Here is a 14,805-nt window from a genome sequence, read left to right as displayed (position 1 = left end):
GGGACTCCTCGATGGTCAGGCGTAGGCGGGACGGTTGCGGTGGGTGCGTTCGATGAGCGCCTCGAGCCGGGTGCGGAAGGACTCGAGGGGGATGCCCTCGTGTTCGGTCTCGATGAGCAGCTGGGGGACACCGGCCTCATCGAGGGCCCGGCGGAGCTCGGGGTAGAAGAGCATGTGCGGCTCGCAGAACTTCGGCATGAGGTGCACGACCGCCTCGGCGTCGCTCCGCTTCACGGCGTCGAGGAGCCAGGCGTCCCAGTCGACGTCGTGCTGGACACGGGTCGGGCAGGGAAGAGCAGTGTTGCGGCCGGCGTACCACTTCGCCAGCGCGTCCATCGGGGCGAGCGACTCGTCCATGCCCGCCTGGAGGTAGCGTCGTCCGGTCCACAGGTCGTCGTCAACGATCACGGCTCCCACCTCCTCGATCACTTCGAGGAGCTCGCGGCGGGGCGCGTGGCACAGGTGCCCGGAGAGGTGGACCCGGATCCGCTCGTCACGCGGAAGGAACTGCCGCTCGGCGACGACGTCGCTCAGCAAGGCGTGGTGCTCGTCGGGGTCCATGATCTGCGCCGAGGCGACGATGTCCTGGAGATCGACCGGGCTGTACGAGACGTCTCCGCCCGCGCGGGCGTCGAAGATCTGACGCATCAGGTCACGGTCACGGTTGAAGGACGCGATGCTGGCGCGGAGCGCGTCGTCGTCGATCGTGGTTCCGGCGAAGGACTCCACCTCGGTGCGCAACAGGCTCATCATCTGGGCAGTCTTCTGTCCGGCCCACGAGTCGCTGAGGGAACTGATCAGCTGGCCGAGGAAGACCCGACGGTCCGGCTCCAGCGCACGAACCACGTCGGCGGAGCCGAGGAGCTGGATGCAGTGGTCGGCCACGAACAGCCCGTCGTACTGGTCGAAACGACCCGTCGCGGCTTGGTCGGCGAGGTTGCGGGTGTAGCCGCAGTAGAACTCCGGCAGGAAGGCGCGGCCCTCGGTCACAGGCTGCTGGTCGTCGGGCACGATCACGGCCATCACACCCGCGGCATGGGCGAGCTCGCGCGGGAAGTTCATCGGCAGGACCCCGAGCACCTTGCCCTCCGGGTGGGCCGACCGCCAGGCCTCGATGTGGCTGCGTGGATCGCGGGCCACCGCCCGCAGTGCCTCAAGCGCTGCTGCTCCCCTGCTCATCTGTCCTCGTTCCCCATTGGTCTTATGTGACGGATCTGGATATTCAGTCACCAGAAGTGTATAACATTAATCCAGAGCCCGTGAACCCCCGAGGAGCAACTCGATGAGCAACACCGCAGCGCCGATCAGCAACCGTTGGACCCGTCTGGTGGGCGTCCAGCACCCGATCGTTCAGGAAGGACTGGGGCCGTTCCGCACCCCGCGGCTCGCCGCTGCGGTGTCGAATGCGGGTGGTCTCGGCACCGTGTCGATGCCCGGAATGCCCGAGGACATCGAGAGTGGTGCGCGGACCTTCCGCGAGCACATCGAGGAGTGCGCCTCCCTCACCGAACGCCCCTTCGCCGTCAACATCCCGGTCGGCGTCGACGCGGCGGGCAAGGTCCTGCCCTTCACCGACAGCTACATCCGAATGGTGCTCGAGGCCCGTCGCAGCGACAGTGAGATCGCTCGTCGCCTCACCGTGATCACAACCTCCGCAGGCTTTCCTGGCGAGTACGTCGCGATGATCAAGGACGCCGGGATGATTCACCAGCACAAGGTCGGTACCACCCGCCAGGCGATCAAGGCGGCCGAAGCCGGCGTCGATGTCGTCCTCGCCGCTGGCTTCGAGATGGGCGGCCATGCCCCAGCAGCCAAGGTGCACACCTATGTCCTCGTGCCGAGCGTGACCGAGGCGGTCGACGTACCGGTCCTGCTGACCGGTGGCGCGCGAGACGGGCGCGGTCTCGCGGCTGCGCTCGCGATGGGTGCCGACGGAGTCGCGATGGGAACACGGTTCATCACCAGCACCGCCAATTCCGACTGGCACCCGGCCTACATCCAGGCCCTGCTGGATGCGAAGGAAGGCGACGACGTCGCGTTCGACGGGGTCTACGGGCCGTGCCGCGGACTGCGCAACGCCGCGTCCGAGGCGCTGCTGGACCACACCTCGGGCGACGCGCCCATGGATCCGGTCGCTCTGGTGCGTTGGAAGATCGAGTCGATGCAGCGGGCCCAGACGACCGGTGACACGGCCAACAGCATCGTCATGACCGGGCAGGTTGCCTCGGCCATCAACGATCTGGTCGACGTTGCGGAGTTCGTGCCGCGGATGGCTCACGAGGCCGCCGACGTGCTCCGGAACCTCGTCTCGTCGATCACCGTGGCCGAGCCGGCGCTGGCCAGAGCCTGAGCGCGGCCGCCGCTCCGGGCGGCATCACCTGGCGTCAGCTGCGCTGCTGCAACCACCCGATGACATCTGCTGTGATGTCGTCGCGGTTCGTCTCGTTGAAGATCTCGTGCCGGGCCTCGGGGTACACCGTGACCGTCACGTCGGCGGCGCCCGCATCGCGGTAGCGCTGACCCAGCAGTTCCACCAACTGGCCGCCGCCAGACAGCGGGTCGGCATCGCCCGAGGTGACCAGGATCGGGAGGTTGCTCGGCACCCCGGACAGGGCTTCGGGGTCGCTCAGGCGCGCTGCTCCTGCGAAGAGCTGGGGAACGACGTCGTCAGGAAGGTCGAAGCCGCAGAGCGGGTCGGCGACGTACTCGTCGACCTCGGTCTCGTCGCGCGACAGCCATTCGTAACCGGTCCGGTGCTCGAAGCCCGCGTTGAAGGCCTCCAGGCCGACCGGTCCCTCGGACTTCGCGAGCTCGGCCCCGAGGACGTCGAGTGCCGTCGAACCCGACAGCACGACGCCGGCGTACTGCTCGGAGTGGTCGAGGATCACGGTCTGCGCGGCGAAGGAACCCATCGAGTGGGAGAGCAGGAACACCGGCAGGCCGGAGCTCTCCTTCAGCGAGGCGCCGAAGGCTGCGACGTCAGCGACGAGGGCCGTGAAGTCGAAGTGCCCGAGGTCGTCGGTGGAGGCGGCCGACTGGCCGTGGCCGCGGTGGTCGACTGCGTCCACCCGGTATCCAGCGGCGACGAGCGCCTGGGCCAGACGGTCGTAGCGCTGGCCGTGTTCGGCGAGACCGTGCGCAATCTGGACGATGGCCCGCGGGTTCTCGAGGTCGGTTCCCCAGGCGTACGTCGCGATGGCGGTGCCGTCGGACGGTGAGGTGAAGGTGGCGTGCTCGGGCATGGTTCCTCCTGGGTCGGTGCCGCCATGCTGCCGTTCCCGTCCCCACTCCCGCCAGCCCGCCGGGCGCGGTTCGGCTGGAGAAACCACCAGCGCCCCGGGAGAGGTCGTCTCCCGGGGCGCTGGACGGTTCGGCCTGTCGGCCTAGAAGAGGCCCTTGGCGATGATCTCTCGCTGGATCTCGTTGGTGCCGCCGAAGATCGGCGGGGCGAGTGCCCGGCGGACCTGGAACTCCATGCCGTACTCGCGCGTGTAGCCGGCGCCGCCCATCAGCTGCATGCCCTCGAGGGCTGCGGCCTTGGCGACGTCGGTGGCGCGCATCTTGGCCATGGCGGAGGCCGAGGCGAGCTCGTCCTCCTCGCCGTCGTCGATCGCCTGCGCGATGTCGTAGATGAACGCACGTGTGGTGGCGATGTCCGTGGCCAGATCGGCCACCCGGTGCCTGAGCGCCTGGAAGTTGGCGATCGAGGTCCCGAAGGCCTCGCGCTCGCGCATGTAGGCGATCGCGTCCTCCAGGGAGCGGCGAGCGGCGCCGATGCTGAAGGCGGCGATGATCATTCGCTCGACGCTCAGTCCGCGCATCAGCTGGGCCCAGCCCTGGCCAGCGGTACCGACCACGGCAGAGGCCGGCACCCGCGCGTCAGTGAAGAAGACGTCATTGCAGGTGCGGGCCTCCATCGTGACGACCTCGCGCATCTCGATGCCCGGGGTGTTGCACGGGACCATCAGCAGCGTCAATCCGGTGTGCTTGGGACCCGAGGAGTCCTCGCGCACCAGCACCAGCATGTGCTCGGCCACGTGAGCAACCGAGATCCACGTCTTCTGGCCGTTGATGACGTACTGGTCGCCGTCGCGGACTCCCTTGCAGGCGACGGCGCCGAGGTCCGAGCCCGTGCCCGGCTCGGACAGCGCGATGGCCTCGATCCGGCCGGCCGCGAGGTTGGAGACGATGGTCTTCTTCTGCTCGTCGTTGCCCCACTTGAGGTAGGTCTGAGCAGCGGTCAGGCCGGTGGTGTAGGCCAGCAACCCGGGCGCCAGGCCACGATGGGCCTCCTCGATGAAGACACATTCGTCGACGAAGCCGGCCCCCCCGCCGCCGTACTCCTCAGGCAGCGAGACCCCGAGCCATCCGAGCTTCGCCATCTTGGCGAGCAGCTCGAAGCTGGTCGCGTTCGTCTCGTTGTCGGTGAGCGCATCGCGCTGGGCGAGGGTGCCGCACTCGCGTTCGCAGAAGTTGTGGACGTGGTCCGCGAACTCGAGCCGGTCGCTGTCCAACCTCATCGAGTGCGCTCAGTTCCCGCGGTACTGCGAGAAGTCGGGCTTGCGCTTCTCGTTGAACGCGGTGATGCCCTCCTTGGCCTCCGGTGTCTCGCCGAAGAGCTTCAGGGTGGTGACCGCCGACTGGCCCAGTGCGACGAAGTGCTCGGTGTCCTGGTTGAAGGACTGCTTGAGCACCTTGAGTGCGGTGGGCGAGAAGGAGTTCATGTTGTCGGCCCAGGCGCGGACCTCGTTCTTGAGGTCGGCGGCCGGGACGACCTTGTTGACCAGGCCCCAGTCCAGTGCCTCCTCGGCGCTGAGGCGACGGAGCATGAACCAGATCTCTCGGGCCCGCTTCTCACCGACGACGCGGGCGAGATAGCCCGAACCGAGGCCGGCGTCGAAACTGCCCACGCGAGGCCCGTTCTGGCCGAAGCTGGCGGTGTCGGCGGCGATCGTGAGGTCGGCGAGGACGTGGAGGACGTGGCCGCCGCCGATCGCCATGCCGTTGACGGCTGCGATCACTGGCTTGGGGACGTCGCGCATCACGCGGTGAAGCGCCTCGACCTCGAACAGACCACTGACCGACGGGCCGTAGTCGCCGGTCTCCATGCGCTGCTTCTGGTCGCCGCCGGCGCAGAACGCCTTCTCGCCGGCTCCGGTCAGGCAGATCGTGCCGACCTCGTTGCTCGCCCAGGCGCGCTTGAAGGCGAGCACGAGCTCGTCGACGGTCTGGGCACGGAACGCGTTGAACCGCTCCGGACGGTTGATGGTGATCCAGGCGAGGCCGTTCTCGACCTCGTAGGTGATGTCAGTGAAGTTGTCCATGGAGGCGGTCCTTCTCGTCGAATGCCGTCATCGGCGGGTCCAGGTCAGCTTTGGCCTGACCATTTGTAACAATAGGCGTGTAAACGATCGTTCACAACCCCTCGGCAGGACGGATTTCTCTCGTGAACCAGCTGCGCTTCGTCGGTAGTGGTCCAGCCTCGTTGCTCGGAGTCGGGGGGATGCGACAGGAGCAGGACGGCATCGTCGGCTCGATGACACTCGGCGCTGGATCGCTCGGCCGCGACGGCCGGACCGCCGTGGGATCGCTCGGCGTCCTGGTGGACGAATCCCTGGGGTACGCGATCATGGGCTCCCTGCCGCAGGGGACGTGGTCGATCAGCACCGAGATCTGGATCGACGTGATCGCACCGCTGCCGAGCCGGGGAGCGGAACTGATCGCCCGGGCCGCGGCACTCGTTTCCGGGTCGTTCTCCCGCGGCCAGGTGCACGACTCGTCGGGTCGCCTTCTCGTCGAGTGCCGCCAGCGGGGTCGTCTCGCCCCGACGCCTCCGGAGCTGTTGGAGAGCACCCCGGCCGACCGCCACGATCGGGCACCGGGCGCTGATCGACTCGATGCGGCACTCGGTCTGCGCACGGAGGGCGACGTCCACGTGCTGGAGACACGACGGGATCTCGCGAACCCGCGGTGGATGCTCCATGGGGGGATCTCGCTGGCCGCCTCCGAAGTGGTGGCCGTGCAGTCGCGCGAGGAGAGGGGCTGCTCGTTGCCCACGTCCTCGGTGCACATCGTCCACACACGCGGTGTTCCGCTGGCGGCTCAGGTGGAGTTCCGCAGCCAGACTCGCCATGCGGGTCGGACCTTGTGGGTGACCGACGTGATCGGCACGGTCGACGGCAAGGTGTGCACCGTCGCGACGGTGACCGCCCAGGAGTGACGGGGCCGATCAGGATCGATCGGAGCGGATTCGGATGCCCATGGCGCCCGACAGTGGCAGGGGCCAGGAGAGACCGTCCGACTGGTTCACCAGCTCATCCATGTGCCGGGCGATGTCGTCGGGGAAGTCGGCCGGACGACGGGTGTCCATGCCGACGCCGACCACCAGGATCTCGACCGTGCAGGACAGCACCTCGGCATCGCGGTCGATGATGAGGGACAGCAGGTGTGCGGCCCGGTTGGAGCGTGCGACGAGTGCGGTGTGGACGGAGAACTTCCTGCCCTCGTGCATCTCGGCGAGGTAGCGGATGTGGTGCTCAGCAGTGAAAATTCCCAGCCGCCGTTGACCGCGGTAGGTGTCGTCGATCCCCATCCCGCGGCACAGGTGGTCGGCGCCCGACGCTCCGGCATCGAGGTAGTGACGGATGTTCATGTGCCCGTTCCCGTCGATGAAATCAGGAGTGACCTCACCTTCGAGGAGCGCGGGCAGCTCGAGGACCTGGTCGTGCGACGGCAGCGTGAAGGGCCTCATGCCTGCAATCTAGGACGTCCGACAGACGGCTCGCTCCTGACGCGGCCGCCGCGACTGTGGACTGCGACATCGGGCCGCTGGCGGCGACTTTGTCCTGGATGGCGACTGGGCCCACCGTGGAGGCATGACGCTGGAGATCACTGTTGCCGAGCTCGCCGAGACCAAGGACCTGGACCTGGGGGCCTCCCCCTGGCAGCGGCTGGAGCAGGAGCGCATCGACACCTTCGCGACGGCGACGGACGACCACCAGTGGATCCACGTCGATCCCGAGCGCGCAGCAGACGGCCCGTTCGGCCGGACGATCGCGCACGGCTACCTGACGCTCTCGCTGGTTCCGTCCCTGCTGAAGAAGCTGATGGTCATCACCGACCACGGTCGGGGGACCAATTACGGCCTGGACAAGGTGCGTTTCACCGCGCCTGTTCCCGTCGACGCAGAGATCCGGCTCAGCGCGTCGATCCCCGAAGGCGTCCGCCGTGAGGACGGGGGCGTCCAGTACCGCGTGGCACTCAGGATCGAGGTCAAGGGCCAGGAACGCCCGGCGATGGTCGGCGAGTCGATCTACCTCACCTACGCCCGGGCCTGACGTCATCCTGGAGCGCGGCGGGCCTCAATGGGCGTTGGCCGCCTCGCCGACCGGCGAGGCGTGCTCGCCGGCCAACGCCTTCTGCCGGTCCAGGAAGCGCTCGCGCGTCACGAGGTAGACCGGGAATGCCATCGAGACGCCGATGTAGGACAGCACGACGAAGAACCAGCCCCACTTCTGACCCAGGCCGATGCGGACGGCGTCCGTCACCACCCAGACCATGAAGACCGCCCAGGCGATCAGCATGTCGATCGAGAGGAACGCTGCGGTCCCGCCGGCATCGATCGCGTCGCCGAAGAAGTCCACGGGATTGAGGATGTTGCCGCCGTCGTCCATCCAGTCGAAGGCGTGCGGCCACGTCAGGACCAGGGCGACGATTCCGGCGATGATGTACGCCGCGTGGCGGAGGTTGGTGGTCATGCCCGGCACGCTACGGAGTGCGCCCGCGCGCTGTATCCGCCCGTGGGGGTGGAACGCTCCACCCTTCGGTCCACCGTCAGCGGCGGAAGGCTTCGATGATGGCGAAGGTGTTCTCCCGGACGCGCTCCGCCGCCATGGTGAAGCTGGGGGAGTAGAGCGCGGCGTGGTCGTAGCGCTTCTCCAGCAGGGCGACTCGCTCGCGCACCTCGTCGATGGTTCCGGCCGCAGCCATCTCGTCGAGCATCCGGTCGGACACGGCAGCCACCATGGCGTCGTGATCCTTGGCGCGGAAGGCCGTCTGGATCGCCGCTGCCTCGGATCCGAAGCCTGACGCCTCCATCACCGGGCCGTAGGCCTTGGGGGCGATGTAGAAGGCGAGCTGGGCGGCAGCCTCACGCCGCGCCACCGCAGGGTCGTCGTGGATCGAGGTGATGATCACGCCCTTGAGGTGGACGTCACTCACCTGACGCCCGGTCTTCGCCGCACCCTGCGCGATGGCCGGACGAGCGACCTCGTCGAGGTACCTGTCGGTGAGGGTCGGGTGGCAGATGAGCCCGTCGGAGACCCGGCCGGCAACCTCGATCATCCGGGCGTTGACGCCCGCGGTGTAGATCGGGATCGAGGCGCGCAGGGGCGCCTCGATGTCCGCGGTCGGGGTGATGTCACAGGTGTAGAAGCGCCCTTCGTGCTTGACCGGACCCTCGTTGAGGCGCCACAGCCGACGCAGCAGCGGGATGAGTTCCTCCATCCGGCTGGCGGGGCCGTCGGGATCGGTCACGCCGTGCCAGCCGACCATCATCCCGCGGGTCCCGGTGCCGAGGCCGAGGGTGAGCCGACCTCCGCTCATCTCGTCGAGGAACCGCGCGTCGTTGGCGAGCACCAGGGGCGAGCGGCCCACGGCGTACGCGATCGCCGTACCGACGCCGATCTTCTCCGTTGCCGCAGCCATCGCTGCGACCGACACCACCGCCGATCGGTTCAGGAACTCGCCCGACCATGCGCCGTCGAATCCGGCTCTGTCGGCCGCCTTGGTGATCTCAACCGTCTCAGCCAGCCCTCCGGCCAGCACGGTGATGCCTCGTGTCGTCACCCCGTCACTGTCGCCCCCGGGCCGGGGCGATGGCAACGAGCGCTGGCTCCGGTCGGTGGAGTTCTCACCATTCGCAGGCTTTCCGGCTGTGTCGCGGGCCTCTGCCGTGGGCCCAACGGCACATGGCGATCTGCCTGAAGGGGGATGCCCGGGGAATGTGACGGAGGGAACACTCGAAGTCGTTCCTGGTGCGGCGGTGGCCGCCCGGAGCCACTCCCCGAGTTCTCTCTGAAAGGTATTCGCCATGCAGATCAAGGCAGCCGTCGTCAACGAGGTCGGTGGCGACTTCACGATCGAGGACATCGAGATCGGTGACCCGCAGTCCGGTGAAGTGCTCGTCGACATCGCCGCTGTGGGCCTGTGCCACACCGACCTGGCTGCGCAACACGGTCACCTGCCGTTCCCGATGCCCGGTGTGGTCGGTCACGAAGGCGCCGGCACCGTCCGGGCGATCGGCGAGGGCGTCACCAAGGTCGCCGTGGGCGACAAGGTCGCGCTGACCTTCAACTCCTGCGGTGAGTGCGCCTCGTGCAAGAAGGCCGAGCCCGGCTACTGCGTGAGCTTCATGGCGCTCAACTTCGGTGGCGTCCGCCCTGACGGCACCTCGGGTCTGTCGAAGGACGGCGTTCAGCTGGGTGCGAACTTCTTCGGCCAGTCCTCCTTCGCGACCGCCGCGATCGCCAACCAGCGCAACGTCGTGAAGCTGGCCGACGACGCGGACCTGGTCCTGGCCGGTCCACTCGGCTGCGGCATCCAGACCGGTGCCGGTGCCGTGATGAACACGTTCGACGCCCAGGCGGGCGAAGCCCTCCTCGTGATGGGCGGCGGTTCAGTCGGTCTCTCCGGGGCGCTCGCCGCCGTGGCCCGCAACGTCGGCACCATCATCGTCGTCGAGCCCGTCGCTGCGCGGCGCGAGCTCGCACTTGAGCTCGGTGCCACCCACGCCATCGATCCGGCCGCCGGCCCCGTCTCCGAGCAGGTCCGCGCGATCATTCCTGCCGGTGTCGACTACGTCCTGGACACCACCGCGAACGCCGCTGTCCTCGGCGAGGCCTTCGCCTCGCTCGGTTACCGCGGCACCGTCGGTCTGATCGGTGTGCCTGCCGACCCCGAGGCCGTCATGGCCGTTCCCATGATTCCGGCGCAGGTCCTGGGCGCGAAGGTCATCGGGATCGTCGAGGGCGACTCCAACCCGGATGAGTTCATCCCCGAGCTCGTCGCGCTGCACGCCGCTGGCAAGTTCCCGTATGACCGCCTGATCAGCACGCGACCGTTCAGCGAACTCAACGAGGCCATCGCGGCCCAGGCCCGGGGTGAGGCGATCAAGATCGTCCTCACCCACGGCTGAAACCCCGACCCCACGACTTCACGAGGTGAACAGATGAGCACGATGGAATACGACAAGCTCTACGTGGCCGGAGACTGGCGCACGCCCGCCGGTTCGGCACGGATCGACGTCCGCTCGGCAACGACGGAAGAGAAGATCGGCTCGGTGCCCGAGGGTGTCGAGGCCGACATCGACGCGGCCGTCGACGCCGCCCGTCGGGCCTCCGACGGACCCGACTCGTGGGGCAACTGGGAGCCGGCTCGGCGCCAGGAGGTGCTGCTCCGATTCGCTGACGAGCTCGAGAAGCGCGGCCCCGAGACCGCGTCGCGGGTCAGCCAGCAGAACGGCATGCCGATCGTGGTCGCCGAGGCCTTCGAGATCCCGTTCCCGCCGCTCTTGCTCCGTTACTACAGCCAGCTGGTCGTCGACCAGGCCGACGAGCGCCGTCCCGGCATGCTCGGTGGCACGGCGGTCATTCGCCGCCAGCCGATCGGCGTGGTCGCTGCGATCGTCCCGTGGAACGTGCCGCAGGGGATCACCTTCCTCAAGATCGCGCCCGCACTGGCTGCCGGCTGCACCGTCGTCCTCAAGCCCGCCCCCGAGACCGTCCTCGACGCGTTCCTGATGGCGGAGGCTGCTGCTGCTGCTGGCCTGCCGGAGGGTGTGCTGAACATCGTCCCCGGTGGCCGCGAGCTCGGTGCCTACCTGGTTGAGCACCGCGGCGTCGACAAGGTCAGCTTCACCGGTTCCACGGCCGCTGGTCGCGCGATCGCCGAGACCTGTGGACGTTTGCTCCGGCCGGTGACCCTGGAGCTCGGCGGCAAGTCCGCGGCGATCGTCCTCGACGACGCCGACCTGCTCGGCAACATCGAGAGCTTCTTCGCCTCCACCCTGCTCAACAACGGTCAGATCTGCTGGCTGGGCACCCGGATCCTGGCGCCGCAGAGTCGCTACTCCGAGGTCGTCGACACCATCGCGGGCCTCGCGTCCAACCTGGTGATCGGGGACCCGCTCGAGCGGACCACGCAGATCGGCCCCCTCGTCTCCGCACGCCAGCGGGAGCGGGTCGAGTCCTACATCGCCAAGGGTTCCGCCGACGGTGGACGTCTCGCAGCGGGTGGTGGCCGTCCGGCTGACCGTGACAAGGGCTGGTTCGTGCAGCCGACCGTCTTCGCCGACGTCGACCCGAACCACACCATCGCCCAGGAGGAGATCTTCGGGCCCGTGCTCGCAGTGATCCCCTACAGCGACGAGGTGCAGGCCGTGCAGATCGCCAACGACACCGATTACGGCCTCGGTGGGTCCGTCTGGACCGCCGACATGGAACGTGGCGAGGCATTCGCCCGCAAGGTGCGGACCGGAACGATCGGCGTGAACCACTACGTCAACGACCCGACCGCGCCGTTCGGCGGCATCAAGTCCAGCGGGATGGGTCGTGAGCTGGGTCCCGAGGGCCTCGTCGCGTTCCAGACCCTCCAGACCATCTACCTCCCGCCCGCAGCGGCGAACTGAAGTCCGAGGAGCATCACGATGACTGTCACCGACGAGACCAAGACCTACGTCGTACCGGCCGAGATCGCGGAGCAGATCGTCCTCCCCGAGGGCCACTCCGATCACGACAAGCTGTTCGCGGCCTATGACTGGCTGCGCGAGAACATGCCGGTCGGCAAGGCCCTCGTCGAGGGCTACGACGACCTGTGGCTGGTGAGCACCCACGCCGACATCATGGAGGTGGAGCGCAACACCGAGCTCTTCACCGCCGGCGGGCACGAGGAGCCGGGCAGCCACAACCCGATCCTGACCAATCAGGCAGGTGACGCCTTCACCAAGAGCCTGACCGGAGGCAGCCTGAGGATCATGGACGCACTGCCCTACCTCGATCCGCCCGAGCACACTGCCGTCAAGGACATCGCCGGTGCGTGGTTCCGTCCTGCAAACCTCAAGCAGTGGGAGGACCAGATCCGCGGACTCGCGAAGGACGCGATCGAGCAGTACCTCAAGCCCGGGACGAGCGAGATCGACTTCATCGAGGACTTCGCGCTCTACTACCCGCTGCGGGTCATCATGACGCTCTTCGGCGTGCCGCCGGAGGACGAGCCGCGCATGATGAAGCTCACCCAGGAGTTCTTCGGCGTTGCCGACCCGGACCTCCAGCGCGACGACGTCGAGGTCAGCCCGGAGGCGATGGCTCAGCAGTTTGCGGCGTCCTTCCAGGACTTCTGCGGCTACTTCGCGGGCCTGATCGCGGATCGTCGCGCCACGCCGCGTGACGACCTGTCCTCGCTGATCGCCAATGCCCGCAAGGAGGACGGTGAGTTCTACCCTGACTCCTACGCCTACGGCTGGTTCATGGCGATCGCGACGGCCGGGCACGACACCACCTCGGCCACCATCACCGGTTGTATCGAGGCGCTGGCGCAGAACCCCGAGCAGCTCGCCAAGGTCAAGGCCAACCCCGAGCTGATCCCCGACCTGGTCAACGAGGCCCTTCGGTGGGCCTCGCCGGTCAAGCACTTCATGCGTCGTGCCCGTGTCGACACCGTGCTCGGTGGTGTCGAGATCAAGGCCGGCGACCGGATCATGCCGCTCTACCAGTCGGCCAACCGCGACACGGTCGTCTTCGAGGAGCCGTACACATTCGACCTGGAGCGCAAGCCCAACAAGCACATCGCCTTCGGCTACGGCCCGCACATGTGCATCGGCCAGCACCTGGCCAAGCAGGAGCTCCGGATCATGTTCGAGGAACTGCTGCCCCGCATCGATTCGGTGGAGCTGCTCGAGGGTCGCAAGCTGACGCAGACCAACTTCGTCGGCGGTATCAAGCGACTTCCCGTCCGCATCGAGATCAACTGACCACCTGCACAACTGGAGGAGGAACGACGATGAAGGTTGTCCACACCCAAGGCACCTGTGGCGGTGTGGAGTCGTGCGTCGAGATCGCGCCCGACTACTTCACCGTCGATGACGCCGGGCTGATCAGTCTGAGGCGCAGCAACATCAGCGACGAGGACCTCGAGCGGGTGACGAACGCGGTCAACGAGTGCCCGACAGGGGCGCTCCGGCTGGCGAAGGACACGGAGGCCACTCATGCCTGACGTGACCTACGTGCTCGCCGACGGACGTGAGCTGACCATCGACGTCCCGTGTGGTCAGAGCATCATGGACGGCTCGGTGCGCAACAACCTGCCGGGCATCGTCGCCGAGTGCGGTGGGAGTTGCTCCTGCGCGACCTGCCACGTCTACCTGGAGGAGTCCTTCCGTGACCGCTTCGACGAGATCACCGACGAGGAGCGCGATCTCCTGGAGTTCGCCGACGGGGCCCAGCCGAACTCACGGCTGTCCTGTCAGCTCATCGTCAGCCAGGAGACCGACGGCGCTCGCGTCGTCGTGCCCATGAGTTGACACCGCACTGCCCCCGACGCTTCGCCGGCCCGGGGGACCGCCGGCCCCACCGCTACGGAGGCTGGCAGATCGGCCCCGGGAACCGCCTGCCTGGCTCCCGGGGCCGTGTCTGTTTTCCTCGGCGCACGCCACTGTCGCCCAGCCGGGATCGGCTGGGCGACAGTGACGTTCGGGGCGAGGCGGGTCGCTCAGACGGAGGCGCCGGGCCGCTGGAGCCACCGGCACACGGCCTCGGCGCGGTTGGCGGCGTTGAGCTTGCGCAGGATGTGGCGGACGTGCGACTTGACCGTGCCCTCGGTGATCACGAGACGGCTCGCGATACGCCCGTTGGTCTCCCCGAGTGCCATCAGGCGGAGCACCTCACGCTCGCGCTCGGAGAGGAGCCGGTCGATCTCGGGGGCGCCGATGAGCAGTTGACCGGACATGGGTGCAAGGCCGGGCATCGCGTCGGTCCGTGCCAACGGCTTTTCCGACACCAGCCCGATCGGCCCGTCGAGGCAGCCGGTGATCATCCCGCCCAGCGACGAGCGCAGGTTGTCGACGGTGGTTCGCAACTGCTCGAACCGCTCACGCAAGCTCGCGGCCGCGACCAGCGTGCCGAACTCCTGGGCGAAGAGCGCGACGATCTCGCGGTCGAAGGCGGTGACCGGAATGGAACTGATCCGATCGGCATGGAAGAAGCCGACGACATCGCCCTCCGGTGCGATCGGGGCAGCGACGTACGAGCGGGAACCGGTGGCCGCCGCCAGTCGGGGATCGACGCGGGGTTCCCGGCTGACGTCGGTGACGAGCAGTGGGACGCGCCGGCGGACCATCTCGAGCTCGATCACGTTGGGGCCGAGTCGCTGGTTCTCGCTGCGGGCGATGGCGGTGATCTCGGCGGCACCGACGGGGTCGACCGCGCTGTGGAAGCGCTCGACCATCCAGTCGGACTCGACGACTCTTGAGATCATCGTCCGGTCGAAGCCGACCTGGCACAGGGCGGCGGGGGCGCGATCCACCAGGAGCTCGACGGTGGGCAGGGCGCGGAGGTCCTCGAGGGCACGTCCCACCCGCCGCAGCATCGTTGCCTGGGCCAGGTCGAGCCGGTCGGCGTCGCTGAACAGGATCGGGGCGGTGTCGGGGAGCGCAGTCACGGTTCCTCCTGGGAGCTAATGATTGGACCAAACATCTGTGACGCCCGTCACGATGCTCCCTTACAAGCCCGAAAGTCACGTGGAGTCACCCCG

The 14,805-nt window shown here is 67.9% G+C and carries 16 protein-coding genes; 8 read left to right on the top strand and 8 right to left on the bottom strand.

Translation table 11 applies throughout. The features are described from left to right. Window positions 1-15: 15 nt before the first annotated feature. Window positions 16-1,179 carry a 2-hydroxyacyl-CoA dehydratase subunit D gene (locus ASE01_RS14895; protein ID WP_056753539.1) on the bottom strand — a complete coding sequence of 388 codons (1,164 nt, stop codon included), beginning with the start codon at window positions 1,177-1,179 and terminating at the stop codon, window positions 16-18. A gap of 103 nt (window positions 1,180-1,282) precedes the next feature. Between ASE01_RS14895 and ASE01_RS14890 the strand changes: the two genes are divergently transcribed. Continuing rightward, window positions 1,283-2,350 (top strand): NAD(P)H-dependent flavin oxidoreductase, encoded by a 1,068-nt coding sequence (locus ASE01_RS14890; RefSeq protein WP_056753537.1) that lies wholly within the window; start codon window positions 1,283-1,285, stop codon window positions 2,348-2,350. Between the two features lie 34 nt (window positions 2,351-2,384). Here the strand turns inward: ASE01_RS14890 and ASE01_RS14885 are convergent, their stop codons facing one another. From ASE01_RS14885 to ASE01_RS14875, 3 genes are all read right to left on the bottom strand, one after another. Beyond that, entirely contained in the window at window positions 2,385-3,242 is an 858-nt protein-coding gene (locus tag ASE01_RS14885) for an alpha/beta fold hydrolase (protein WP_056753535.1), read from the bottom strand. Window positions 3,243-3,383: 141 nt separating this feature from the next. After that, window positions 3,384-4,520 carry an acyl-CoA dehydrogenase family protein gene (locus tag ASE01_RS14880; RefSeq protein ID WP_056753533.1) on the bottom strand — a complete coding sequence of 379 codons (1,137 nt, stop codon included), beginning with the start codon at window positions 4,518-4,520 and terminating at the stop codon, window positions 3,384-3,386. Between the two features lie 9 nt (window positions 4,521-4,529). Then, entirely contained in the window at window positions 4,530-5,324 is a 795-nt protein-coding gene (locus ASE01_RS14875; protein ID WP_056753531.1) for an enoyl-CoA hydratase-related protein, read from the bottom strand. A gap of 179 nt (window positions 5,325-5,503) precedes the next feature. Between ASE01_RS14875 and ASE01_RS14870 the strand changes: the two genes are divergently transcribed. Then, window positions 5,504-6,220: a PaaI family thioesterase gene (locus ASE01_RS14870; RefSeq protein ID WP_082606074.1), complete on the top strand. Its 717-nt coding sequence runs from the start codon at window positions 5,504-5,506 to the stop codon at window positions 6,218-6,220. A gap of 9 nt (window positions 6,221-6,229) precedes the next feature. On the opposite strand, the gene ASE01_RS14865 is transcribed toward ASE01_RS14870, so the two are convergent. Continuing rightward, the gene (locus ASE01_RS14865) at window positions 6,230-6,751 is read right to left on the bottom strand and encodes a thioesterase family protein (RefSeq protein ID WP_056753526.1); all 522 of its coding nucleotides are present in this window, start codon (window positions 6,749-6,751) and stop codon (window positions 6,230-6,232) included. Window positions 6,752-6,875: 124 nt separating this feature from the next. On the opposite strand from ASE01_RS14865, the gene ASE01_RS14860 reads away from it, so the two are divergent. Further along, entirely contained in the window at window positions 6,876-7,337 is a 462-nt protein-coding gene (locus ASE01_RS14860) for a MaoC family dehydratase (protein WP_056753524.1), read from the top strand. A gap of 24 nt (window positions 7,338-7,361) precedes the next feature. On the opposite strand, the gene ASE01_RS14855 is transcribed toward ASE01_RS14860, so the two are convergent. Together ASE01_RS14855 and ASE01_RS14850 are read right to left on the bottom strand one after the other, a co-directional pair. Then, window positions 7,362-7,757 (bottom strand): DUF2834 domain-containing protein, encoded by a 396-nt coding sequence (locus tag ASE01_RS14855; protein ID WP_056753515.1) that lies wholly within the window; start codon window positions 7,755-7,757, stop codon window positions 7,362-7,364. Window positions 7,758-7,833: 76 nt separating this feature from the next. Further along, window positions 7,834-8,847 carry an LLM class flavin-dependent oxidoreductase gene (locus ASE01_RS14850; protein WP_056753512.1) on the bottom strand — a complete coding sequence of 338 codons (1,014 nt, stop codon included), beginning with the start codon at window positions 8,845-8,847 and terminating at the stop codon, window positions 7,834-7,836. A gap of 244 nt (window positions 8,848-9,091) precedes the next feature. Here ASE01_RS14850 and ASE01_RS14845 point away from each other — a divergent pair, with 244 nt between their 5' ends. Genes ASE01_RS14845 through ASE01_RS14825 form a run of 5 tightly spaced genes read left to right on the top strand, consistent with a single transcriptional unit; the run spans window position 9,092 to window position 13,576 of the window. Then, a complete protein-coding gene (locus tag ASE01_RS14845) occupies window positions 9,092-10,195 on the top strand; it encodes an NAD(P)-dependent alcohol dehydrogenase (protein WP_056753511.1) in 1,104 nt (367 codons plus the stop codon). Between the two features lie 33 nt (window positions 10,196-10,228). Continuing rightward, complete coding sequence (locus ASE01_RS14840; protein ID WP_056753510.1) at window positions 10,229-11,686, top strand: aldehyde dehydrogenase; 1,458 nt, start codon at window positions 10,229-10,231, stop codon at window positions 11,684-11,686. 18 nt (window positions 11,687-11,704) lie between these two features. Beyond that, entirely contained in the window at window positions 11,705-13,027 is a 1,323-nt protein-coding gene (locus ASE01_RS14835; RefSeq protein WP_056753509.1) for a cytochrome P450, read from the top strand. Window positions 13,028-13,056: 29 nt separating this feature from the next. Further along, window positions 13,057-13,269, top strand: coding sequence for a ferredoxin (locus ASE01_RS14830; RefSeq protein WP_056753500.1), 213 nt, complete (start codon window positions 13,057-13,059; stop codon window positions 13,267-13,269). Then, window positions 13,262-13,576 (top strand): 2Fe-2S iron-sulfur cluster-binding protein, encoded by a 315-nt coding sequence (locus tag ASE01_RS14825; protein ID WP_056753496.1) that lies wholly within the window; start codon window positions 13,262-13,264, stop codon window positions 13,574-13,576. The genes ASE01_RS14830 and ASE01_RS14825 overlap by 8 nt, the downstream gene beginning before the upstream one ends. 188 nt (window positions 13,577-13,764) lie before the next feature. Here the strand turns inward: ASE01_RS14825 and ASE01_RS14820 are convergent, their stop codons facing one another. Further along, window positions 13,765-14,712, bottom strand: a complete 948-nt coding sequence (locus ASE01_RS14820) for a LuxR C-terminal-related transcriptional regulator (RefSeq protein WP_056753494.1) — start codon at window positions 14,710-14,712, stop codon at window positions 13,765-13,767. Window positions 14,713-14,805 lie beyond the last annotated feature (93 nt).

The sequence above is a fragment of the Nocardioides sp. Root190 genome (assembly GCF_001428565.1).
Taxonomy (GTDB): Bacteria; Actinomycetota; Actinomycetes; order Propionibacteriales; family Nocardioidaceae; genus Nocardioides.
The sequence above is the reverse complement of the archived record's forward strand: the minus strand, read 5'-3'. Positions and strand labels throughout refer to the sequence as shown.